This is a genomic window from Tardiphaga sp. vice154 (assembly GCF_007018645.1).
GTDB lineage: Bacteria > Pseudomonadota > Alphaproteobacteria > Rhizobiales > Xanthobacteraceae > Tardiphaga.
Window position 1 is genome coordinate 2,420,357 of sequence record NZ_CP041399.1, and the last position, 22,494, is coordinate 2,442,850.

Genomic DNA, 22,494 nt, shown 5'->3' on the forward strand with positions numbered 1-22,494 from the left:
TCCGGCCGCGGGCTGAAATGTCGCAGTCGATGGCAGCGCCACGCGCACGCAAAAAAAAGGCCCCGGAAATCCGGGGCCAGTCTGGGAGGAAACGTAGCGGCGGCGCGCCAGCGCGCCGGCCAAAAATCGGGGGTCAGAGACCGAAGCGGGGCAGGTCGCCGTTGCGGGCCGAAATACGAGCGCTGGTCATCAAGAGCCGGTCGATCTGCGCCATCAGGCGGCCGAACAGCGAGGTGGACGGCGTGAAGCCGAGCGAAGCAGTGTTGGACATGGTCATCCCTCAGGTTTGGCGCCGGGGCGCCGTGGTCGTCTGAGGGCTAATCTACGTATACCAGATGCCAGCGAATAGGGCTTTGTTTGCATGGCAGCGAAGATGATTTTGCAGTGCAAAATCGATCGATACGTTTTCCTTATCAAAGTTCCATTTTGTTCGCTGCTGAACGTGACTACCCGCCGTCATTGCGAGGAGCCACCGGGTCCGGCTTCGCCGGCCCGATGACAGGCTCCGCGACGCGGCAATGCAGATGCCGCGAGCGCGGAAAGAGTTGGATTGCTTCGTCGCAAGGGCTCCTCGCAATGTCGATCGAGGGGGTAGAGCGGCTGACGCAAAAAGGCCGCCCGGAGGCGGCCTCTGGTCTTCAACGGAGTGTCAGCCCCGCCGCTTACTCCGCGGCCACCTTGCGCGGCGGATCGAGCGCGCCGGAGTCGTGGATCTCGGCGACCTGGTGGTCGCTGAAGCCGAGCACCTGGCGCAGGATCTCGTCGGTGTGCTCGCCGAGCAGCGGCGAACGTTCCACCACAGTCGGGCTATCCGACATCTTGATCGGGTTGCCGACCGACAGGTACTTGCCGCGTTCTGGATGGTCGACCTCGACCACGGTGCCGGTCGCGCGCAGCGACTGGTCTTCGGCCAGTTCCTTCATCGACAGGATCGGGCCGCACGGGATGTCGTCCTTGTTGAGGATTTCCATCGCCTCGAACTTGGTCTTGGTCATCGTCCATTCTTCGATGCGGGCGAAGATCGAATTGAGGTGCTTCAGGCGCGCCGCCGGCTTGGTGTATTCCGGATTGGTCTTCCACTCCGGCTCGTTGATGACGTCGCAGATCTTCTCCCACACTGGCGCCTGCGCGATGAAGTAGATGTAGGCGTTGGGATCGGTCTGCCATCCCTTGCACTTCAGGATGCGGCCGGGCTGACCGCCGCCGGAATCATTGCCGGCGCGCGGCACGGCATCGCCGAACGGAATGCCTTCGCCGAACTGGCTGTATTCCTTCAGCGGGCCATGCGCGAGGCGCTGCTGGTCGCGCAGCTTGACGCGCGACAGGTTCAGCACGCCGTCCTGCATCGCGGCGGTGACCTTCTGGCCGCGGCCCGTCACGGTGCGCTGGTACAGCGCGGTGACGATGCCGAGCGCGAGGTGCAGGCCGGTACCCGAGTCGCCGATCTGCGCGCCGGTGACGAGGGGGAGACCGTCGCGGAAGCCGGTGGTCGAGGCCGCACCGCCGGTGCACTGCGCGACGTTCTCGTACACCTTGCAGTCCTCATAGGGACCGGGGCCGAAGCCCTTGATCGAGGCGACGATCATCTTCGGGTTGATCGCCTGGATCTTCTCGAACGGGAAGCCCATGCGGTCGAGCACGCCGGGGCCGAAGTTCTCCACCAGCACGTCGCAGTTCTTGATCAGCGCGGTCAGGACTTCCTTGCCCTTCGGGTTCTTGGTGTCCAGCGTGATCGAGCGCTTGTTGTGGTTCAGCATGGTGAAATACAGGCTGTCGACGTTGGGGACGTCCTGCAACTGGCCGCGCGTGATGTCGCCAACGCCCGGTCGCTCGACCTTGATGACGTCGGCGCCGAACCACGCCAGTAACTGCGTGCAGGTCGGTCCGGACTGGACGTGGGTGAAGTCGAGAATGCGAACGCCCTTTAGCGCCTGGGTCATGGTCTTGCTCCCGTATCGTGGTGTGCCGCTTGCGCGGATTGAAAGGGACGGGGCCTTGCGACCCCGTCGGTCCGTGGAAGTTATTTCTTCTTCTTGAGCAGGCTCTGCGGATTGAGATTGCCGATGCGGCCCGACTCGCTGCCGGCCGCGGGATCGATCACCGCGTTGATCAGCGTCGGCTTGCCGCAATCCATGGCTTCGTTGACGGCGCGCTTCAACTCGTCCGGCGAGGTCACGTTGACGCCGATGCCGCCGAAGGCTTCCATCATCTTGTCGTAGCGCGCACCCTTGACGAACACGGTGGGAGCCACATCGTCGCCGCCGGTCGGATTGACGTCGGTGCCGCGATAGATGCCGTCATTGTTGAACACGACGATGCAGACCGGCAAATTGTAGCGGCAGATCGTTTCGACCTCCATGCCGGAGAAGCCGAACGCCGAGTCGCCCTCGATCGCCAGCACCGGCTTGCCGGTTTCGATCGCGGCGGCGATGCAATAGCCCATGCCGATGCCCATGATGCCCCAAGTGCCGACGTCGATGCGCTTGCGCGGCTTGTACATGTCGACGATGCCGCGGGCGAGGTCGAGGGTGTTGGCGCCTTCGTTGACCAGCATGGCGTCGGGGCGTTCGGCGATGATGGTGCGCAGCACGCCCAGCGCGCCGTGATAGTCCATCGGCGAGTTGTTGTTCATCAGCCGCGGCGCCATCTTGGCGATGTTGTCGTCGCGCTTCTTGGTGATCGCTGATGTCCAGTCGGCCGCCGGCTTGGTCCAGCCCTTACCGATGCCGTCGAGCAAAGCGGCGACGCAGGAGCCGATATCGCCGACGACGGGCGCGACGATCTCGACGTTGGAATCCATTTCCTTCGGCTCGATGTCGATCTGGATGAACTTCTTCGGGCTATCGCCCCAGCTCTTGCCCTTGCCGTGCGACAAAAGCCAGTTGAGCCGCGCGCCGATCAGCATCACGACGTCGGAGTCTTTCAGCACGGTGGAGCGTGCCGCGCCCGCGCACTGCGGATGGGTGTCGGGCAACAGGCCCTTGGCCATGCTCATCGGCAGGAACGGAATGCCGGAGGTCTCGACCAGCGCCTTGATGGCGTCGTCGGCCTGCGCGTAGGCCGCACCCTTGCCGAGAATGATCAGTGGCTTCTTCGCCGATTTCAGCACGTCGAGCGCGCGCTTGATCGAGTCCGGGCCGGGGATCTGCGCAGGCGCCGCGTCGATCACCTTGACCAGCGAATTCTCGCCGGCCGCGGCGTCGATCACCTGGCCGAACAGCTTGGCGGGCAGATCGAGATAGACGCCGCCGGGGCGGCCGGACACCGCAGCGCGGATCGCGCGCGCCACGCCAATGCCGATGTCGGCGGCGTGCAGCACGCGGAACGCAGCCTTGCACAGCGGCTTGGCGATCGCGAGCTGGTCCATCTCCTCATAGTCGCCCTGCTGCAGGTCGACGATCTCGCGCTCGGAAGAACCGGAGATCAGGATCATCGGGAAGCAGTTGGTGGTGGCATGCGCCAAAGCGGTCAGACCGTTGAGGAAGCCGGGGGCCGACACGGTGAGGCAGACGCCGGGCTTCTTGGTGAGGTAGCCGGCGATCGAGGCGGCGTAGCCCGCGGCCTGTTCGTGGCGGAAGGAGAGCACGCGGATGCCCTCGGCCTGCGCCATGCGGCCGAAGTCGGTGATCGGAATGCCAGGCACGCCGTAGATCGTGTTGAGGCCGTTCAGCTTGAGCGCGTCGATGATCAGATGAAAGCCATCCGTCAGTTCCGGCTCGGCTTCGACTGCAGCGATGTTCTGTGCCAGAGCGGTCATTCCGCGTTCTCCCTGTTCTTTTCTTGAAGTGACATTGTTGTTGTTTGCATGTTGCGATGGAGTCGGGCGGCTTCTCGCATGAAACCGGAAATCAGGACGCCTTGATTTCGGCAGGCTTGGTGAACAGCTCCTGGCCGTGCGCCTCGACATAGGCGGCAAGCCCCAGCGTGTGATCGCGCGCGCGCTTTTCGGCGAGTTCGGTGTTGCGCTCCTCGAGCGCCTCGATGATCGCCAGATGCTCGGGCAGGGATACTTCGGTGCGGTCGGTGCGGCCGATCGTGAGCTGCCGGTAGCCGCGGACATGCAGCAGGATGTCGTTGGTCATGTCGACCAGCACCGGCGATTCGCTGAGCGAGATCAGCGCCTGGTGGAAGGCGATATTGGCCTTGGAATATTCCTCGACGTGATCCTGCGGCAGCCGGTCGGGGCCGAAATCCTTGAAGAAGTCGCGCAGCGCCGAGATGTCCTTCTTGCGCGCCGTCGTGGTGATGAGGCGTGCCGCCATGCTCTCGAGTGCGGCCCAGGCGCGGATCATGTCGACGATCTCGACCTTGGTGCGACGGACCACCACGATGCCGCGGCGGGGCATCGTCTTGACGAAGCCGTCCTGTTCCAGCATCGCGATGGCTTCGCGGATCGGCGTGCGGCTGACGCCGAGACGTTCCGACAGCGCGCGCTCGTCGAGCATCACCGGATCCGGCGAAGTGTAGATATCCATTTTGAGAATGGCTTCTTTCAAGGCATCATAGGCCTTGTTCTTGAAGCTGGTCTCCGGGGCGATCCGAACGATCGCAATATCTGCCTCAGCCATCGTCGTCCGCGCCTTGATTGGTTTTCGAGCGGGCATGAATCATCTCCATTGGGAGATGTTCGTATAACAGAATAATTAGTACCAGATTTTTGGCATACCAAATACCACGGTGTCAAGCTGACTACGATTGCCGCATTTTTGCAGTGCACACGCGCTTGACTTTGCTTTCTCTGGCATACCAAATGCCATCAACCACGTCGCATCCGAAACAGACGTCGTCAAGGAGAGGAAGCTCATGTCCCCCACGAATCTCGCCAAGCAGGTTGCCCAGCCGTCCGCGAAAGACACCGTTCGCAAAGTTCTCGATGCGGTGAAGGCCGACGGCCGCACCAGCCTGACCGCGCCGGAAGGCAAGCTGGTCTGCGACGCCTATGGCATTCCGGTGCCCGGCGAAGGCGTGGCCACCTCGGCCGCCGACGCCGCCAAGCTGGCCGGCAGCATGGGCTTCCCGGTGGTGATGAAGATCGTCTCGCCGGACATCCTGCACAAGACCGAAGCCGGCGGCGTGATCGTCGGCGTCAAGACCGCCGAAGAGGCGCTGAAGGCCTACGACACGATTCTCGCCAACGCCAAAAAGTACAAGGCCGACGCCAAGATCGAAGGCGTGCAGGTGCAGCAGATGCTGATGGGCGGCACCGAGGTGATCATCGGTTCGATCACCGACGGCTCGTTCGGCAAGCTGGTCGCCTTCGGCCTCGGCGGCGTGCTGGTCGAAGTTTTGAAGGACGTCACCTTCCGCCTTGCGCCCGCCACCAACGACGATGCGATGTCGATGCTCGACGGCATCCAGGCCGCAGAGATGCTGAAGGGCGTGCGCGGCGGCGACCCCGCCAACCGCGAGGCGCTGGCCGACATCATCGTAAAAGTTTCCGAACTGGTCTCCGACTTCCCGGAAATGGTCGAGCTCGATCTCAACCCGGTGTTCGCCACCAAGAAGGATGCGATCGCCGCCGACGTCCGCATCGTCGTCGACTTCGACTACAGACCGCGCCCGGCGCCGCGCTCCAACGCCGAAATCGTCACCGCGATGAAGCGCATCATGATGCCGCAGGCGGTCGCCGTGATCGGCGCCTCCGCCGAGGACGGCAAGATCGGCAATTCGGTGATGAAGAACCTCATCAACGGCGGCTACAAGGGCGAGATCTATCCGATCCACCCGAAGGCCACCGAGATCATGGGCCGCAAGGCCTACAAGAGCGTCAAGGACGTTCCGGGCGTGATCGACACCGCGGTGTTCGCGATCCCCGCGAAGTTCGTCGCCGGCGCCTTGATCGAATGCGGCGAGAAGAAAATTCCCGGTGCCGTGCTGATCCCGTCGGGCTTTGCCGAAGCCAACGAGCCCGAGTTGCAGGAAGAGATCGTCGAGATCGGCAAGAAGTACGACGTCCGCCTGATGGGGCCGAACATCTACGGCTTCTACTACACCCCCGCGAACCTCTGCGCGACGTTCTGCACCGCCTATGACGTCAAGGGCTCGGCGGCGCTGTCGTCGCAGTCCGGCGGCATCGGCATGGCGATCATCGGCTTCTCGCGCTCGGCCAAGATGGGCGTCTCGGCGATCGTCGGCCTCGGCAACAAGAGCGACATCGACGAGGATGATCTGCTGGCGTTCTTCGAGCAGGACCCCAACACCACGATCATCGCGCAACACTGTGAAGACTTGAAAGACGGTCGCGCCTTTGCCGAAGCGGCCAAGCGCGTCTCAAAAATCAAGCCGGTGGTGGTGCTGAAGGCGGGCCGCACCTCGGCCGGCGCCAAGGCGGCGTCGTCGCATACCGGCGCGCTGGCCGGCAACGACAAGATCTACGAGGACGTGCTGAAGCAGTCCGGCGTGATCCGCGCCCGCTCGCTGCGGCAGTTGCTCGAATTCGCCCGGGGTATTCCGGTGCTGCCGACACCGAAGGGTGAGAACGTGCTGATCATCACCGGCGCCGGTGGTTCGGGCGTGCTGCTGTCGGATGCGGTGGTGGACAACGGCATGGGTCTGATGGCGATGCCGCCGGATCTCGACGCCGCATTCCGCAAATTCATCCCGCCGTTCGGCGCGGCTGGAAACCCGGTGGACATCACCGGCGGCGAGCCGCCGATCACCTATGTCAACACGGTCAAGCTCGGCCTCACGGATGAGCGCGTGCATTCGCTGATCCTCGGCTACTGGCACACCATCGTCACCCCGCCGATGGTGTTTGCGCGCAACATGGTCGAGATCAAGAACGAGATGAAGAAGCTGGGCATCGAGAAGCCGATGGTCGCCTCGCTCGCCGGCGACGTTGAGGTCGAGGAGGCCGCGGAATATCTCTATCAGAACGGCATCCCGGCCTATGCGTACTCGACCGAACTGCCGGTGGAAGTGCTGGGCGCCAAGTACAAGTGGGCGCGCGGCGCGGGTCTGCTGTAAGCGACGCTGACTTCATCGAATCGAAGGAAACGCCGTCCGGGAAACCGGGCGGCGTTTTTTTCGTCTTCTTAGACTATCATGTCATTCCGGGGCGCGAGGGGCGCCAGCCGCGAGCGAACCCGGAATCCCGACGTGTTCAAAACATTTCGGGATTCCGGGATGCCCATCATCCGGCTACGCCGGCTGATGGGCATCCCGGAATGACGAACATCACACCACCACCGCCTGCTTGGCAAACCCCTCTTCGCCGAAGATCCGCGTGTAGCGTTCGATCTCGGCGGGGCTGCCCGTGGTCTTCGCCGGGTTGTCCGACAGCTTCACCGCCGCACGCCCGTTCGCCGAGGTCACCTTGCAGACCAGGCTGATCGGGTCGAGCGTGTCCAGCCCGCGCGGGTGGGCGCCGCGGAAGTCGTTGGTGGCCATGGTGCCCCAGCCGAAGCTTTCGCGGATCCGGCCGCGGAATTTCTGGTGCAGGTCGATCATCGAATCGACCTCCAGCCCGTCGGAGAACATCGCGCGCTTCTTGCGCGGATCCTCGCCGCGCGACGCATACCAGGCGATGATCTCCTCGCCGGCGGCGACCGGCTCCTTGCTGTCCATCCGCATGCCGGTCCAGTGCCCGGCCCATTCCGGCGCGTCGCGCAAGAACTGCGTCATGCCGAAAGTGTCGGGCAGGATAATCAGGAGCTCGCCGTCATAGACCTCCTGCCATTTCGCCAGCACGTCATATTGCGCGCGTTTGAGATCCGCGTCGCTGTCCGCAAGGCAGGCCGCTACCATCGGCAATTCGTGCGAATTGGTGCCGATCGCCTCGAACGAATGTTTGAAAGCGAGCAGGGCATTGGAGGTGCCGACGAAGGTGCGGCCGAGCTCGTTGGCCATCACGTCGGTGACCCATTCCTGCCACAGGTAGCTGTGGCGGCGGCGGGTGCCGAATTCCGCGAGCCGCAGGTCGGGGTGCGCCTGCAGGCGCTGGATCTTGCCCCAGATCTTGGTCTTGGCCTGCGCGTAGAGGATGTCGAGCTCGAACTTGTCGAGCGTCGACATCGCGCTGCGGGTGCGCAGCTCGCTAACGATGGCCAGCGCATGAATTTCCCACATCGTGACCTCGGCCCACGGGCCCTCGAAGGTCAGCACATATTGGCCATCGATGGTGTCGAGCTGGTAGTCGGGCAACCGGAAGCTGCGCAGATATTCGATATATTCGGGACGGAAAATGTCGCGGCGGCCGTAGAAGCGGTTGCCGGCCAGCCAGATCAGCTCGTTCTCGCGAAATCGCAGTGTGCGCGCATGGTCGAGCTGGGCACGCAGCACGGCCTCGGGAATGATCTGCGCCAGCCGGACCTTTTTGGTGCGGTTGATGAGGCTGAAGGTGACCGGCACGTCGGCGTAGAGCATCCAGATGAACTGGTGCATCAGGAATTTGTAGAAGTCGGTATCCAGCAATGACCGGATAATCGGATCGAGCCGGTAATTGTGATTGTGGACCCGGGTGGCGAAATCCATCATGGCGACGCCAATCCTGATGAGGTGCCGGCGACCGGCACAATCGACGCGGCGGTTCCGCAGCGGTGGCGCCGTAACGGCAGATCCACGCAAGGGAGGTATCCGGCGGGTTTGGCGATGTCAATAAAACGGGTGTGCGGCACGACCGCCGTCCCGGCGCAAGGCCGGACCGCCTGCCGCCGTCTGGCCTTGCTGCCGGCCAGTTGAATGTGCTTAAAATTGTTTGCATTTTATAGAAATCCGCGGCTATCACCGATCAGGGAAGCGTCCATGAAAGTCATCGATCTCTCGCATGTCATGAACATCCATACGCCGGGCTGGGTCGGCTACGCCGGCAACAAGATGTATTATGCGCAAAACCTTCAGACCCAGATGATCGTGGCGCAGCGGATCGAAACCGCTCTGCATGCCGGCACGCATTTCGACGGCGCGATGCACGCCACCGACGGCCGCAAGGGCGACATGGCGTCCCTGCCGCTGGACTATTTGTTCAACAAGGGCGTGGTGGTCGATATCTCGGACCAGGTCGATGACTGGTCGGTGATCACGCCGGAGATGATCGAGAAATCCGGCGCCGACATCCGCGAGGGCGACATCCTGATTTTGCACACCGGCTGGCACAAGCATTATGAGGGCCAGCCGCAGCAGGATCTGGTGAAGTACTTCTGCTATCATCCGGGTCCTAACCTCGACACCCTGCACTGGATGCTCGAGAAAAAGATAAAGTGGTTCGGCATGGACACCGGCTCCTGCGACCATTCCATGAACACCTCGATCCGCAACATGCGGCCGGACATCGCCGCGGAATTCACCCGCCGCCATGGCAAGACGCCAGCGGAGTTCTTCGGCAGCTTCGAATACAAGCATAAATTGTCCGGCCGCCACGTCACCGCCGACATGTTCCCGTTCCACAACTACGCCTTCCAGGAAGGCCTGCTACATGCCGAGAATATCGGCGGCGATATCGAGCTGATGCTCAACCAGCGCTGCCTGATCGGCGCGTTTCCGTGGCGCTATGACGGGCTGGAATCCTGCCCGTGCCGGATTTTGTGCTTCACGGATACCGGCGATGCGAGTGTCGAAGCATTCGGCAATGCCGCCAAGGCGATCATGGAGAGGTAGAAGCCGCGCGCTTCTTCCTTCTCCCCCGCGCGGAGCGAAGCTTCGCTAGGTGAGAGAAGGTGGCCGCGCGTAGCGCGGTCGGATGAGGGGGCTTCTTGGCGACAGAGTTCGTGGCGCCCCCTCACCCGTCTCGAACGCTTCGCGTTCGATCCACCCTCTCCCACAAGGGGAGAGGGCAAAAGATCAGCGCTTTTCGCTAGCTTCGCGCCAACCTTGCATCCATCGCATTCGCCTGCAGCGTGTTCTGGATCGCGGCGCGCAGCAGCGGATAATCCGCCTCCGTCCAGTCGGCGACGCGGACGTCGGCCAGCAACGCCGCCGATTTACCGAACACGATGATGCGATCGCCGACGCTCATGGCTTCTTCGAGCTGATGCGTGATCAGGATCGCGGTCGAGTTGAACTCCCGCGCCAAGGCCACGAAGGTTTTGCGCAGCTCGCCAGCCGTGACTTCATCCAGCGCGCTGAACGATTCATCCGCCAGCAGGATCTCCGGCTGCACGGCAAAGGCGCGCGCGATCGCGACGCGCTGGCGCATGCCGCCGGACAATTCGCGCGGGTAGGCGTTGGAAAACTTCTCCAGCCCGAGCCGGCGCAGCCAGTCCATCGCGCGCGTTTCCTGCTCGTCCTCACCGACGCCGATCAGTTCGAGCGGCAGTTTCACATTGTCGAGCGCGGAACGCCACGGAAACAGCCTGTCCTGCTGGAAGATGGTCGCGATCTTGCCGCGGAATGCGTTGAAGTCGTCATAGGGCGTCTTGCCGCCGATGCTGATACTGCCTTCGGTCGGGTACTCCAGTCCGATCAGCAGATCGAACAGCGTAGACTTGCCGCAGCCGGTCTGGCCGACGATGGCGACCATCTCGCCGGGCTCGATGCGCAGCGTCAATTTGTTGATCGCCACCACCGATTGCCCGGAGGTGGTCTGGCAAAACACTTTTCGTAAGTTGGCGATTTCGATCGCCGCCGACGCGCCGGTCATGCCCGCCACCGCAGCACGCGGGTCTCGAGCCGGACCAGCAGGGCTTCCAGAATGAACAGCAGCACCACCAGCACCAGAGTCCAGGCGAATACATCCGCCACCGAAAACAGCTCCTGCGCCACTGACAATTGATGGCCGATGCCGGTGACGGCGCCGACCAGTTCGGCGATCGTCACCACGCGGATGGCGAGGCTGAGCGTGATCTTCCAGGAGGTGATCAGGCCCGGCGTGATCGCCGGCAACATCAGCTTGCGGAAAAACTGCAGCGGCGTCGGACGAAACGACCGGATCATCTGCCGCAGCTCTTTCGAGACCTCGCGCATATTGTCGAGCGCGTCCACCGTGAACACCGGCGCGCAGACCACGATCAGCACGAAGGCGATGCGGAATTCGACGCCCTTGAACCACAGCACCGCAAACAGAATCCACGACACCACCGGCACCGCCATCAGCACGCGCACCATCGGCCGCAGATATTTCTCCAGAGTCTCGGAGAGATACATCACGATGGCGAAAGCCAGCCCGATGACGAAGGACAGCAGCAGCGCGCCGAGCACGCGGGCCAGCGTCACCGCGACATCGACAAAGGTGATCTTGGTCAGGCTCTGCGCGATCCGGCCGAGGCCGGGAATCGCGAACGCGGGAATGCCCAGGGTCGGCGCCAGATACGACATCGCCTGCCACAGGCACAGGAAGATGGCGATCGACCCGATCGCCTCACGGGGCAGGCTGGAGGAGATCAGCGAACGACGCGGCTCCTCGAACGGCGTGTCGGCATGCACGTCATCAGGGGGCATAGATGATCGCTTCGTCCGGCAGTTTTGGATGGAAGCCGGCGGCGACCGCACGCTCGAACGTGTCCCAGATGCCCTTGCGCTCGGCGCCCCAGGCGGGCTTGGCGTCGAACTCCCAGCGTTTGGCGAGCACGGCTTCCTTCAGGATGCCGGGCGGCAGCTTGACGGTCTCGGTCGCAATCTTGTCGCAGGCGTCGGGATCGCTGACCAGGAATTTGCTGACGTCTTCCAGTGCTGCCAGAAACATTTTTGGCGCGGCTGCCGTTTTCTTGATGGCGTCCTCGCGCATCGCATAGACCAGCTCCCAGCCGGGAAAGCCCGTCAGCGTCTTCCATTCGTCGTTGGCATTAAAGATGATATTCAGCGACGGGTCTTCCTTGATCATCATGGTAGCGATCGGCTCGATGATCATCGCGGCCTCGACGCGGCCGGCAGCGAGCTGCGCGCGGGCGATCGCGAAATTGGCGTTCACCACCGTGATGTCCTTGGCCATGTCGATCTTCTGCGATTTCGCGATGATCGAGAGGATCTGGAACTGGCCGCTGCCCATGTCGGCGGCGAGCTGCTTGCCCTTGAGATTGCTGATGCCCTTGATCGCCGGGTCCTTGGTGATGATGACGAGGTCGGCCAAGGTGGCGCCGGTGGCGATGATCTGCAGCGGCACGCCTTCGAGGCGCAGCTTCTGGAAATAGGTGGGTCCGCCGATCAGCGTATCGACTTCGCCGGTGGCAAGGCCGGCATAATAGGCCGCGAAGCCTGGATAGACCGTGACGTCAGCGTCGAAGCCGTTCTTGGCGTCAAAACCTTTCGCCTTCATGATGTTGATGATGATCGGCGCGAACACCGGCAGGGTCAGGCTGCCGACCTTTATTTTGGGCCTGGCCTGCGCCAGCGACGGGGTCGCGAGCGCAGTGCCTGCGAGCGCCAATGCGCTGCCCAATGTAAATGCACGGCGTGTTACAATAGTCATCGGCACTTCTCCTCAGGCAACGTTGCGGTGCAGCGCAGACAGTCTTTTCAGGCATCAAACGGTGCGGCGATATTCGTTTGCAAGCAAGCGATATGCCAAAACATAACTCACTAAATTCTCTTGCAGCAAACAAATAACCGCTCTAGCTTTCGTATGTGCACAAACGAAATGTGCTCGAGCGCAGGAGGCTTGCATGCCGCATGTGACGACGCCCGACGGAACGCAGCTTTATTATGAAGAGGCGGGGTTCGGGAGTCCCGTGGTTTTCGTGCATGAATATGCCGGAGATTACCGCACCTGGGAGCCGCAGATGCGTTACTTCACGCGCTCGCATCGCTGCATCACGCTGAGCCAGCGCGGCTATCTGCCGTCGGACGTGCCGACGGACCCTTCGCGCTACGGCCAGGATATCGCGCGCGATGATATCATCGCCATTCTCGATGCGCTCGGTATCGACAAGGCCCACATCGTCGGCCACTCGATGGGCGCCTCCACCGCGCTGCATGTCGGCATCAACTATCCCGAGCGCTGCCTATCGGTGACGGCGGCGAGCTGCGGCTATGGCTCGAGCCCCGATCCGGTATTCGTCGAGCAGGGCCGCGCCGCGTCGCGCGAGACCGCAAAAATGTTCGAGACGGTGGACTTCCCGACCGCGGCGGCGCGCTACGCCGATGGCGCAACTAGGCAGACGCAGAAGAACAAGGACCCGCGCGGCTTCGCCGAATTCGCAAAAATGCTGGCGGACCATTCACCCGTCGGCCACGCGCTCACCATGCGCGAGCTGCAGGCCAAGCGACCGATGCTGTGGGAAATGGAGGCGCAACTGAAGGCGTTCTCGGTGCCGCTATTGATCATCGTCGGTGACGAGGACGACTGGTGCCTTGATCCCTCGGTCTTCCTGAAGCGCGCGGTGCCGACCGCAGGGCTGCTGGTGATCCCGCGCTCCGGCCACACCATCACCTCGGAAGAGCCGGCGGCGTTCAACGCGGCGCTTGCCGAGCTGTTCGCCGCATCCGCGGCGGGCACCTGGATGTCGCACCGCAAGCAGGCCTGAGATGAAAACGCCCGGCGATATCCAGATCGATATAGCGGACGGTATCGCAACGCTGTGGCTCGCCAATCCGGCGCGGCGCAACGCGATGTCGACCGTGATGTGGCACAAGCTCGCGGCCTTCGCCGCCGAGGTGCCGACGCGAAAGGACGTGCGCGTCGTCATCATCCGCGGCGGCGGCGAGCAGATGTTTTCCGCGGGCGCCGACATTTCGGACTTTGCCACCGCGCGCTCGGGCGAGGGGCAGGCGCGGGCCTATGACGATCTGGTAGAAAACACCTGCCGGGCGATCGAGGCGATCCCGCAGCCGACCATCGGACTGATTTTTGGCGGCTGCATGGGGGCAGGGTCTTCTGTCGCGGCAAGCTGCGATCTTCGCGTCGCTGCCGACGATGCCTTCTTCGCGGTGCCCGCGGCAAAACTCGGGCTTGGCTACGATCCGCGCGGCATCGTGCGCTTCATCCGCGTGTTCGGCGCGGGCGCGACAAGGCAGGTGCTGTTCACTGCCGACCGGCTGCCGGCGACGCGCGCTTTCGCGCTCGGCGCCGTGCATCTGATCGCGCCGGCCAGCGAGGTGGAGGCGCGCGCGATGGCGCTGGCGAAACAGATCGCCGGCAATGCGCCGCTGACCATCAAGGCGGCAAAGGCGGCGATCTCCGCCATCACGACCGACAACGCCGATCTCTTGGCGCAGGCGGAGGCATTCTATGCCGCGGCCGATGCCAGCGCCGACTACGCCGAAGGCCGCAAGGCCTTTGCCGAAAAACGACCCCCGGTATTCACCGGGAGCTAATCACCCGATCTCTTTCTTTTATCCTGCAACACAAGGAGCTCCAGATGGATCTGCAACTCAAAGGCAAATGCGCTCTCGTCACCGGCGGCAGCGAGGGCATCGGCCGGGCGATCGCCATGACGCTGGCGAAGGAGGGCGTCAACGTCGCGATCTGCGCGCGCCGCCTGGAGCCGCTGGAAAAAACCGCCGAGGAAATCCGCAACGCCTACGGCGTCACGGTCGTCGCGATCACCGCGGATCTCACCAAGGACGCGGAAGCCAAGAACTTTGTCGAGAAGGCCGCCAAGGAGCTCGGCAGCCTGGATCTGATGATCAATAATGCCGGCTCCGCCCCGGGCGGCGTCATCGAGACGCTGACCGAGGCAGACTGGGAGCAGGCGATGCAGCTCAAATTCATGGGCTATGTGCGCTGCCTGCGCTACGCGCTGCCGATCATGGTCAAGCAGGGCGGCGGTCGCGTCGTTAACCTGATCGGCAATGACGGCGTCAAGCCGTCCTACTGGGAAATCGCCCCGGGTGCCGCCAACGCCGCCGGCCAGAACATGACGCTGTCGCTCGCCGGCCAGTACGGCCGCCACAACATCTCGTTCTGCGCGGTCAATCCCGGTCCGGTGCGCACCGAGCGCTGGGCGGGTCTGGTCGGCGCGATGTCGCGCGACATGGGCATCTCCTATGAGGAAGCCGACAAGCTGGCGCCGGCCTCGATTCCGCTCGGCCGCATCGCTGAAGTGGAGGAAGTCGCCAACCTCGTCGTCATGCTGGCGTCGCCGCTGGTGCAGATGGCCAACGGCACGATGATCGAGATCGATGGCGGCCAGGACAAGGCCCTGATGGACCGCTTCCGCGACCGGTAGTCTTCACGCATCTACAATGACGCGGTCGTTCTTCCTTCTCCCCTTGTGGGAGAAGGTGGCACGGCCGAAGGCCGTGACGGATGAGGGGTGACGAGGCGACAGCGTTTGTGGCACCCCTCACCCGTCCACGCTGCGCGCGGCCACCCTCTCCCACAAGGGGAGAGGGAAGAGCCGAGTTCTTGGCTACCGACTTCATCATCGCGTCGCGTTCGTGGTGATCAAACATTCAGTGATGTGCTAGGCACCTTGCACCACAACCAGTCTTGACAACAAACCGGGTGCGCCGGACTATTTGCGTACAAACTAATTCGAACAGCGTTCAGGCCGAACGTAACGCCGCAGGGGCCGGTCTTCTGTTTGCGAAATGGACGGCGACGGATAATTTCATCGCAATCGTCGATCCCTGAAATCGACGATCACAACGGAGTTCGATCATGATGACGGCTCGTATCTTCGGCTCACTCGCCATCGCCGGTTCGCTGGCGGTCTCGCTCGGTTCTGCGGCTTTCGCGCAGGGCACGATCAAGATCGGTGAGCTCAACAGCTACAAGACCCAGACCGCGTTTCTCGACCCTTACAAGAAGGGCTGGGAACTGGCGATCGAGGAGATCAATGCGGCCGGCGGCGTGCTCGGCAAGAAGCTGGAAGTGATCTCGCGCGACGACGGCTCGACGCCGGGCGATGCGGTGCGCGTCGCGGACGAGCTGGTGACGCGCGAGGGCGTCAACATCCTCGCCGGCACGTTTCTTTCGCATATCGGCCTCGCCGTCACCGAATTCGCCGGCAAGAAGAAAGTGTTCTTCCTCGCCGCCGAGCCTCTGACCGACAAGATCACCTGGGCCAACGGCAACAAATACACGTTCCGGCTGCGCGCCACGACCTACATGCAGGTCGCGATGCTGATGCCGGATGCGCTGGCCGCCAAGAAGAAGCGCTGGGCGCTGGTCTATCCGAACTTCGAATACGGCCAGGCGGCGGCGGCGACCTTTAAGGAAATGCTGAAGGCCAAGCAGCCCGACGTCGAATTCGTCACCGAGCAGGCGCCGCCGCTCGGCAAGGTCGATGCCGGCGCCGTGGCGCAGGCGATCGACGACGCCAAGCCGGACGCGATCTTCAACGTGCTGTTCGGCGCCGACTTCTCCAAGCTGGTGCGCGAAGGCACTACGCGCGGCACCTTCAAGGACCGCACCGTGGTCAGCCTGCTGTCGGGCGAACCGGAATATCTCGATCCGGTCAAGGAAGAAGCCCCGGTCGGCTGGATCGTCACCGGCTATCCCTGGGACAAGATCAAGACCCCGGAATATCTGGCGTTCCTGAACGCCTATCAGAAGAAGTATAACGACTATCCGCGCCTCGGCTCGATCGTCGGCTACAGCACCATGAAGTCGCTGGCCGCCGGCATCGCCAAGGCGGGCTCGACCGACACCGACAAGCTGATCGCGGCATTCGAGGGCCTCAAGCTCGGCAGCCCGTTCGGTCCGTTCGAATACCGGGCTTCCGACCATCAAGCGACGATGGGCGCTTATGTCGGCAAGATCGCGCTGGAAAACGGCAAGGGCACCATGGTCGACTTCAAATATGTCGATGGCGCCAGCGTGCTGCCGAGCGATGCCGAAGTGAAGAAGCTTCGTCCCGCCACTGATTAAAGTGTGATGGGGTTGAACAGGACAACAAGCTCGTCATTGCGAGGAGCGAAGCGACGCGGCAATCCAGAGGCCACAGGCTCAGCAAGAACTGGATTGCTTCGTCGCCAAGAGGCTCCTCGCAATGACGGGGAGAGGTTCTGAATTCCACAAGCCGATACCGCCCTGATGGCTCACACAACTCCAAATGAAAAGGTGTTTCTCTCCGCTGACAGCAGGCGGGGAGAGGTCGATCCACGATGACCCTCAGTTCCTTCTTCTTCCAGGCGATCAACGGATTGTCTTCGGCGTCCGGCCTGTTCTTTGTGGCGGCCGGGCTGTCGCTGATCTTCGGCGTCACCCGGATCGTCAACATCGCGCACGGGTCCCTCTATATGATCGGGACCTACATCGCCTACACGATCGCAACCAAACTTGGCGGTCCGCTCGGCTTCTGGGGCGGCATCGTCGCCACAGCAGTGCTGGTCGGCGTGATCGGCGCGATCATCGAAATACTGCTACTGCGCCGGATCTACCGCGCGCCCGAACTGTTTCAATTGCTCGCCACCTTCGCGCTGGTGCTGGTCATCAACGACGCGACGTTGTGGATCTGGGGACCGGAAGACCTGCTCGGCCCGCGCGCGCCAGGCCTTACCGGCTCGGTCGAACTGCTCGGCAGGCGGCTGCCGACCTATGACATCTTTCTGATTTTTGTCGGCCCGTTCGTGCTGTGGATGCTGCATCTGGCATTGGCCAAGACGCGCTTCGGGCGATTGATGCGCGCCGCCACGCAGGACCGCGAGATGGTCGGCGCGCTCGGCGTCAACCAGGCCATGCTGTTCACCGGCGTGTTTGCGCTCGGCGCGCTGCTCGCCGGTCTCGGCGGCGCGCTGCAGATCGCGCGCGAACCGGCGACTTTGGCGACCGATTTGATCGTGATCGGCGACGCGTTTGTCGTCGTCGTGGTCGGCGGCATGGGCTCGATCTCCGGCGCCTATCTCGCCGCCGTCATCATCGCCGAAGTCAAGGCGCTGTGCATCGGTCTCGGCGTCGTTGATTTCGGCGGCTTTTCGGTGAACTTCTCCAAGCTGACGCTGGTGGCCGAATTCCTGGTGATGGCCGCCGTGCTGATCTTCCGGCCTTACGGGTTGCTCGGCCGCGAGCAGGTGGTGGTGCGCAGCGTCGCGGAGCCGGAAGAGCCGATGCGCCCGGCGTCGCCGGCCACCAAGATCGCCGGCCTCGTGCTGCTGGTCGTGCTGGTCTGCCTGCCGCTGCTGGCGAAGAACTCGCCCTATACTTTGGTGCTCGGCATTGACGTGCTCATCGCCGTGCTGTTCGCCGCCAGCCTGCATTTCATCATGGGCCCCGGCGGCATGCACTCGTTCGGCCACGCAGCCTATTTCGGCCTCGGCGCCTATGGGGCGGCGCTGCTGGTGAAATTCTTTGCCGCGCCGATGGGCGTGGCACTGGCTGCCGCTCCGATGCTGGCGCTGCTCGGCGCGCTGCTGTTCGGCTGGTTCGCCGTGCGTCTGTCCGGCGTCTATCTGGCAATGCTGACGCTGGCGTTCGCGCAGATCGTCTGGGCCGCGGTGTTCCAGTGGGAGACGCTGACCGGCGGCTCCAACGGTGTGCTCGGCATCTGGCCGTCGGCGCCGTTCGACACACGCGGGCCGTTTTATTTCCTGACGCTGGCGCTGGCCGCGGCCGGCGTGCTGTTGCTGCGAAAATTCCTGTTCGCGCCGTTCGGCTACGCGATGCGGGCAGGGCGGGACTCTCCGTTGCGCGCGGAGGCGATCGGCCTCGACGTCAAGCGCGTGCACTGGCTGGCTTTTGCGATTGCGGGCGCGGTGTGCGGCGTCGCCGGCGGGCTGTTCGCTTTCGCCAAGGGCTCGATCTCGCCGGAGACGATCGGCGTCAGCCGCTCGATCGATGGCCTGGTGATGGTGCTGCTTGGCGGCATCCAGACCCTGAGCGGTCCGATCGTCGGCGCCTCTGTTTTTGCCGTTCTTCAGGACACCATCATGCGCTCCACCGAATACTGGCGCGCACTGCTCGGCGGCGTCATTCTGTTGCTGGTACTGGCGTTCCCGAGCGGCATCGTCGGCGGCTTCCTGAAACTCGTGTCGCGACGGAAGGTGTCGTCATGAGCGATCTCGGCATCCGCCAACTCTGCAAATCGTTCGGCGGCGTCAAGGCCGTCAACGACGTGTCGTTCGATATCAAGCGCGGCGAGTTTCTGGCGCTGATCGGGCCCAACGGCGCCGGCAAGTCGACCTGCTTCAACATGATCAACGGCCAGCTCGCCCCCGACTCCGGCGACATCATGTTCGAAGGCACCTCGCTGATCGGCCGGAAGCCGCGCGAGATCTGGCGGCTCGGCATCGGCCGCACCTTCCAGGTCGCGGCCACCTTCAATTCGATGACCGTCGTCGAGAACGTGCAGATGGCGCTGATCTCGCACGCCCACCAGATCTACAAATTGTGGAAGCCGGCGGCGTCGCTGCATCGCGAGCGCGCGCTCGAACTGTTGGCGCAGGTCGGCATGGCCGACGCCGCCGACCGGCCGAGTCGCGAACTGGCCTATGGCGACGTCAAGCGCGTCGAACTCGCCATTGCGCTCGCCAACGATCCGCGGCTGCTCTTGATGGACGAGCCGACCGCCGGCATGGCGCCGAAGGAACGCAACGATCTGATCGCGCTGGTCAAGCGGCTGGTGATCGAGCGCGGCATCTCGGTGCTGTTCACCGAACACTCGATGGATGTGGTTTTCGCCTTTGCCGATCGCATCATCGTGCTGGCGCGGGGACGGCTGATTGCTGACGGCGACGCCAAATCCATTCGCGACAACCCGCAGGTTCGCGAAGTGTATTTCGGCACCGGCAAGACCTTTGCCAAAGCGGAGGCTTCCTCATGAGCACGCCGATGCTGACGGTGGATAATCTCGGCGCTTCCTATGGTGCCGCGCAGATCCTTTACGGGTTGAACCTCGAAGTCGGGCGCGGCGAAGTGGTGGCGCTGATGGGCCGCAACGGCGCCGGCAAGACCACCACCATGAAGGCGATCATGGGCCTGATGGCGCAGTCGTCGGGCAAGATCCAGTTCAACGGCACGGACATCTCCGGCAAGCAACCCTTCGAGATCGCGCGGCTGGGGCTGGGATTCACGCCGGAAGACCGTCGCATCTTCTCCGACCTCACGGTGATGGAAAACCTCGACATCGGCCGCCAGCCGCCGCGCAAATTCAGTGACGGCGTTGCGGCGCCAGTGTGGACTGAAGACAAGTTGCTTAAACTGTTTCCCAATCTAGGCGAGATGCCGCACCGGCCGGGTGGCCGTATGAGCGGCGGCGAGCAGCAGATGCTCACGGTGGCGCGCACGCTGATGGGCAATCCGCTCCTGATCCTGCTCGACGAGCCCTCGGAAGGCGTAGCCCCCCTGATCGTCGAACTGATGGCCAACACCATCCTCGAACTGAAGAAGGCCGGCGTTTCGATCCTGCTGTCGGAACAGAACGTTCATTTCGCCGAACTGGTATCGGACAGGGCGTACATTCTCGAAAAGGGCCAGATCCAGTGGAGTGGTAGCATGGGTGCGCTGGCCGACAACATCGAGATCCAGCGGGCCTACCTGACGGTGTGAAAGTATAGGTTCGCCTTTTAATGCAACCGAAGATCGTACATACTTCGCGGGTCGTCAGGGGTAGTGCGATGCAGAAGCCGGGAAAGCTGAAGGTCCTGCCGGGCGCGGAGCCGCCGTCGGACTATGTCGTCGACTATCAGGTCGGCTTCCTGATGCGGGTGGCGATGCAACGCCACACCTCGATCTTCATGGCCAACATGATCGCGGACCTTACGCAGACGCAGTTCGCCGTGATGGCCAAGCTGCACGAGGTCGGACCCTGCTCGCAGAACCATCTCGGGCGCCTCGTCTATCTCGACGCCGCCACCATCAAGGGCGTGGTCGATCGGCTGGGCCTGCGGGGCTTTATCACCACCGGGAGCGATCCGACCGACCGCCGCCGGCGCGCGGTGTCGCTGACCGAGCAGGGCACCGAGCTGATGGACGCCGCGATCCGCGTCGCCGCCGAGATCAGCGTCAAGACGCTCCGACCGCTGACGGCGGAGGAGCAGCGGACATTGGTGCGGTTGTTGAAGAAGATCACGTAGCGCGGAATACTTCCGCGCAGGTCGTAGCGAGGCGGTGATCCATCGGTTTCAATGCGCTCGGCGCTTCGCTTCGCAATCAACAGCGGCCGTAGTGCGCGACAATTCCTCGAAACAGCGCGTCACGTTCGGCGCCTAGATGTGTCCCGCTGGCATCGCCGGACCGGCGTTGGCATCGACAATGGCAGCGGGATCGATGCGGGGGCCAGGCTGCAGGAGGGACCAGCGTATCGAGCGCGCTGAAAGAGCCGGCGCGGTAACGTTCCTCGCGGCTTCTGCTGAGCGCAGGAGCGACCGGATAACCCTCGGCCTTACCGAGATTGCTCTTCTCGGGCGCTGCGCTGGAGCTACGCACATCGGAAAGCAGCACCAGCGCCGCCGCGGCAAGACCGATCCGCAGGCAAGCCAAAAATCGCGGCATTTGACGGAAGCTCCCTGTCGCGATGGCGCTCGACTCGGCCAGCTCGGCATCGAGCTGGAATAAGCTTTCGTACGCCGGATCGGCGATCTTGCCTCGGATGCCTCGGCGTGCGAGTTGACGGTCGAACCGACGGGGCAGGGCATCGAGCTTGCCGACGGCTCGTCGCAGTCAGGCGGTGGTCCCCGGCCGCGACGCGGTCGGCGCGACGCTGCAGCATAACGCGGCCATCACATCCCTTCAACACTTCTACCTGGCGGAAAATTCATGGCTGGCCTGACCCTTCCCGAATCCGGCGCGACCTTTGCCGACCTTGGCCCGTCGCCGTTCCTCGCGGGCTTTCGTTTGCTCGACGGGACCTTGCCTGACGGCGTCCGAATCCGCGCCGCGGTGGGCGGCGACGGGCCGCCGCTCCTGCTGCTTCACGGCCATCCGCAGACCCATGTGACCTGGCGCAAGGTGGTGGGCGCGCTGATGCTGCGCTTCACCGTCGTCGCGACCGACCTGCGCGGCTATGGCGACAGCAGCAAGCCCGAAAGCGGCGCCGACCATGCGGCCTATTCGAAGCGAGCCATGGCGCGCGACCAGGTCGCGGTGATGCGGGCATTGGGTCATGACAAGTTCGACGTGGTCGGCCACGACCGCGGCGGGCGCGTCGCGCATCGCATGGCGCTCGATTTTCCCGAAGCCGTGTCGCGCGTCGCGCTGATCGATATCGCGCCGACCGCCACCATGTATGCGCGCACCGACAAGGCCTTCGCGACGCGTTACTTCTGGTGGTTCTTCCTGATCCAGCCGGCGCCGTTGCCGGAGCGGATGATCGGCGCAGATCCGGAGTTTTTCCTGCGCACGCACATTGATGGCCAGGTCAAGACGCCTGGCGCGACCGAACCCGCGGCCTTCGCGGAGTATCTGCGCTGCTACAACGATCCGGCGACGCGGCACGCGATCTGCGAGGACTATCGCGCGGCCGCGACCATCGATCTCGAGCATGACGAGGCCGACACCGACCGCCGCGTCACCGCCCCGCTGCTGGCGATCTGGGGCGGCAAGGGCACCGTCGGCGCGCTGTACGACGTGCTCGAGACGTGGCGGGAGAAAGCGCTGCACGTCTCCGGCCGCGCCTTCGATTGCGGCCATACGCTGCAGGAAGAGCGTCCGGAGGAGACCGTCGCGGAGCTGACGGCGTTCTTCGGCTGAAGCGGACGCCAGCACGGCGCTTCGGCGCCGGGGCTCTGGCGGGCTTTCGGGCG

Annotated in this window: 19 protein-coding genes; 11 read left to right on the top strand and 8 right to left on the bottom strand. The window is 63.5% G+C overall.

The window, feature by feature from the left end; translation table 11 throughout:
• Window positions 1–133: 133 nt before the first annotated feature.
• The 4 genes from FIU28_RS26400 to FIU28_RS11270 all read right to left on the bottom strand — a co-directional run bounded on the left by FIU28_RS26400 (window position 134) and on the right by FIU28_RS11270 (window position 4,604).
• Entirely contained in the window at window positions 134–271 is a 138-nt protein-coding gene (locus tag FIU28_RS26400) for a hypothetical protein (protein ID WP_168202918.1), read from the bottom strand.
• Between the two features lie 391 nt (window positions 272–662).
• Window positions 663–1,940 carry a formyl-CoA transferase gene (gene frc / locus FIU28_RS11260; protein ID WP_143573053.1) on the bottom strand — a complete coding sequence of 426 codons (1,278 nt, stop codon included), beginning with the start codon at window positions 1,938–1,940 and terminating at the stop codon, window positions 663–665.
• A gap of 80 nt (window positions 1,941–2,020) precedes the next feature.
• Window positions 2,021–3,757: an oxalyl-CoA decarboxylase gene (gene oxc / locus FIU28_RS11265; RefSeq protein WP_143573054.1), complete on the bottom strand. Its 1,737-nt coding sequence runs from the start codon at window positions 3,755–3,757 to the stop codon at window positions 2,021–2,023.
• Window positions 3,758–3,848: 91 nt separating this feature from the next.
• Window positions 3,849–4,604 (bottom strand): GntR family transcriptional regulator, encoded by a 756-nt coding sequence (locus tag FIU28_RS11270; RefSeq protein ID WP_143573055.1) that lies wholly within the window; start codon window positions 4,602–4,604, stop codon window positions 3,849–3,851.
• A gap of 199 nt (window positions 4,605–4,803) precedes the next feature.
• On the opposite strand from FIU28_RS11270, the gene FIU28_RS11275 reads away from it, so the two are divergent.
• Window positions 4,804–6,966, top strand: a complete 2,163-nt coding sequence (locus FIU28_RS11275) for an acetate--CoA ligase family protein (RefSeq protein WP_143573056.1) — start codon at window positions 4,804–4,806, stop codon at window positions 6,964–6,966.
• Window positions 6,967–7,176: 210 nt separating this feature from the next.
• Here FIU28_RS11275 and pncB read toward each other — a convergent pair whose 3' ends face one another.
• Window positions 7,177–8,475, bottom strand: coding sequence for a nicotinate phosphoribosyltransferase (gene pncB, locus FIU28_RS11280; protein ID WP_143573057.1), 1,299 nt, complete (start codon window positions 8,473–8,475; stop codon window positions 7,177–7,179).
• 267 nt (window positions 8,476–8,742) lie between these two features.
• On the opposite strand from pncB, the gene FIU28_RS11285 reads away from it, so the two are divergent.
• Entirely contained in the window at window positions 8,743–9,594 is an 852-nt protein-coding gene (locus FIU28_RS11285; RefSeq protein WP_168202919.1) for a cyclase family protein, read from the top strand.
• Between the two features lie 196 nt (window positions 9,595–9,790).
• On the opposite strand, the gene FIU28_RS11290 is transcribed toward FIU28_RS11285, so the two are convergent.
• From FIU28_RS11290 to FIU28_RS11300, 3 genes are read right to left on the bottom strand one after another with little or no spacing between them, the layout of a single operon-like run.
• Window positions 9,791–10,576, bottom strand: a complete 786-nt coding sequence (locus FIU28_RS11290; RefSeq protein ID WP_143573059.1) for an ABC transporter ATP-binding protein — start codon at window positions 10,574–10,576, stop codon at window positions 9,791–9,793.
• On the bottom strand, window positions 10,573–11,373 hold the full coding sequence (locus FIU28_RS11295; RefSeq protein ID WP_143573060.1) for an ABC transporter permease: 801 nt from the start codon (window positions 11,371–11,373) through the stop codon (window positions 10,573–10,575). Before FIU28_RS11295 ends, FIU28_RS11290 begins: the two co-directional genes overlap by 4 nt.
• Window positions 11,363–12,340 carry an ABC transporter substrate-binding protein gene (locus tag FIU28_RS11300; RefSeq protein ID WP_143573061.1) on the bottom strand — a complete coding sequence of 326 codons (978 nt, stop codon included), beginning with the start codon at window positions 12,338–12,340 and terminating at the stop codon, window positions 11,363–11,365. Before FIU28_RS11300 ends, FIU28_RS11295 begins: the two co-directional genes overlap by 11 nt.
• A gap of 193 nt (window positions 12,341–12,533) precedes the next feature.
• On the opposite strand from FIU28_RS11300, the gene FIU28_RS11305 reads away from it, so the two are divergent.
• From FIU28_RS11305 to FIU28_RS11350, 9 genes are all read left to right on the top strand, one after another.
• On the top strand, window positions 12,534–13,394 hold the full coding sequence (locus FIU28_RS11305; RefSeq protein ID WP_143573062.1) for an alpha/beta fold hydrolase: 861 nt from the start codon (window positions 12,534–12,536) through the stop codon (window positions 13,392–13,394).
• A gap of 1 nt (window position 13,395) precedes the next feature.
• Window positions 13,396–14,184, top strand: a complete 789-nt coding sequence (locus tag FIU28_RS11310) for an enoyl-CoA hydratase-related protein (protein ID WP_143573063.1) — start codon at window positions 13,396–13,398, stop codon at window positions 14,182–14,184.
• 44 nt (window positions 14,185–14,228) lie between these two features.
• Window positions 14,229–15,038, top strand: a complete 810-nt coding sequence (locus tag FIU28_RS11315) for an SDR family NAD(P)-dependent oxidoreductase (RefSeq protein ID WP_143573064.1) — start codon at window positions 14,229–14,231, stop codon at window positions 15,036–15,038.
• Between the two features lie 434 nt (window positions 15,039–15,472).
• A complete protein-coding gene (locus FIU28_RS11320; RefSeq protein WP_210245499.1) occupies window positions 15,473–16,684 on the top strand; it encodes an ABC transporter substrate-binding protein in 1,212 nt (403 codons plus the stop codon).
• Window positions 16,685–16,920: 236 nt separating this feature from the next.
• Entirely contained in the window at window positions 16,921–18,807 is a 1,887-nt protein-coding gene (locus FIU28_RS11325; protein WP_143573065.1) for an ABC transporter permease, read from the top strand.
• The gene (locus FIU28_RS11330) at window positions 18,804–19,574 is read left to right on the top strand and encodes an ABC transporter ATP-binding protein (protein WP_143573066.1); all 771 of its coding nucleotides are present in this window, start codon (window positions 18,804–18,806) and stop codon (window positions 19,572–19,574) included. Before FIU28_RS11325 ends, FIU28_RS11330 begins: the two co-directional genes overlap by 4 nt.
• Window positions 19,571–20,299, top strand: coding sequence for an ABC transporter ATP-binding protein (locus FIU28_RS11335; protein WP_143573067.1), 729 nt, complete (start codon window positions 19,571–19,573; stop codon window positions 20,297–20,299). Before FIU28_RS11330 ends, FIU28_RS11335 begins: the two co-directional genes overlap by 4 nt.
• A gap of 68 nt (window positions 20,300–20,367) precedes the next feature.
• Window positions 20,368–20,826: a MarR family winged helix-turn-helix transcriptional regulator gene (locus FIU28_RS11340; RefSeq protein ID WP_143573068.1), complete on the top strand. Its 459-nt coding sequence runs from the start codon at window positions 20,368–20,370 to the stop codon at window positions 20,824–20,826.
• 682 nt (window positions 20,827–21,508) lie between these two features.
• Window positions 21,509–22,441 carry an alpha/beta fold hydrolase gene (locus FIU28_RS11350; RefSeq protein ID WP_143573070.1) on the top strand — a complete coding sequence of 311 codons (933 nt, stop codon included), beginning with the start codon at window positions 21,509–21,511 and terminating at the stop codon, window positions 22,439–22,441.
• Window positions 22,442–22,494: the final 53 nt, after the last annotated feature.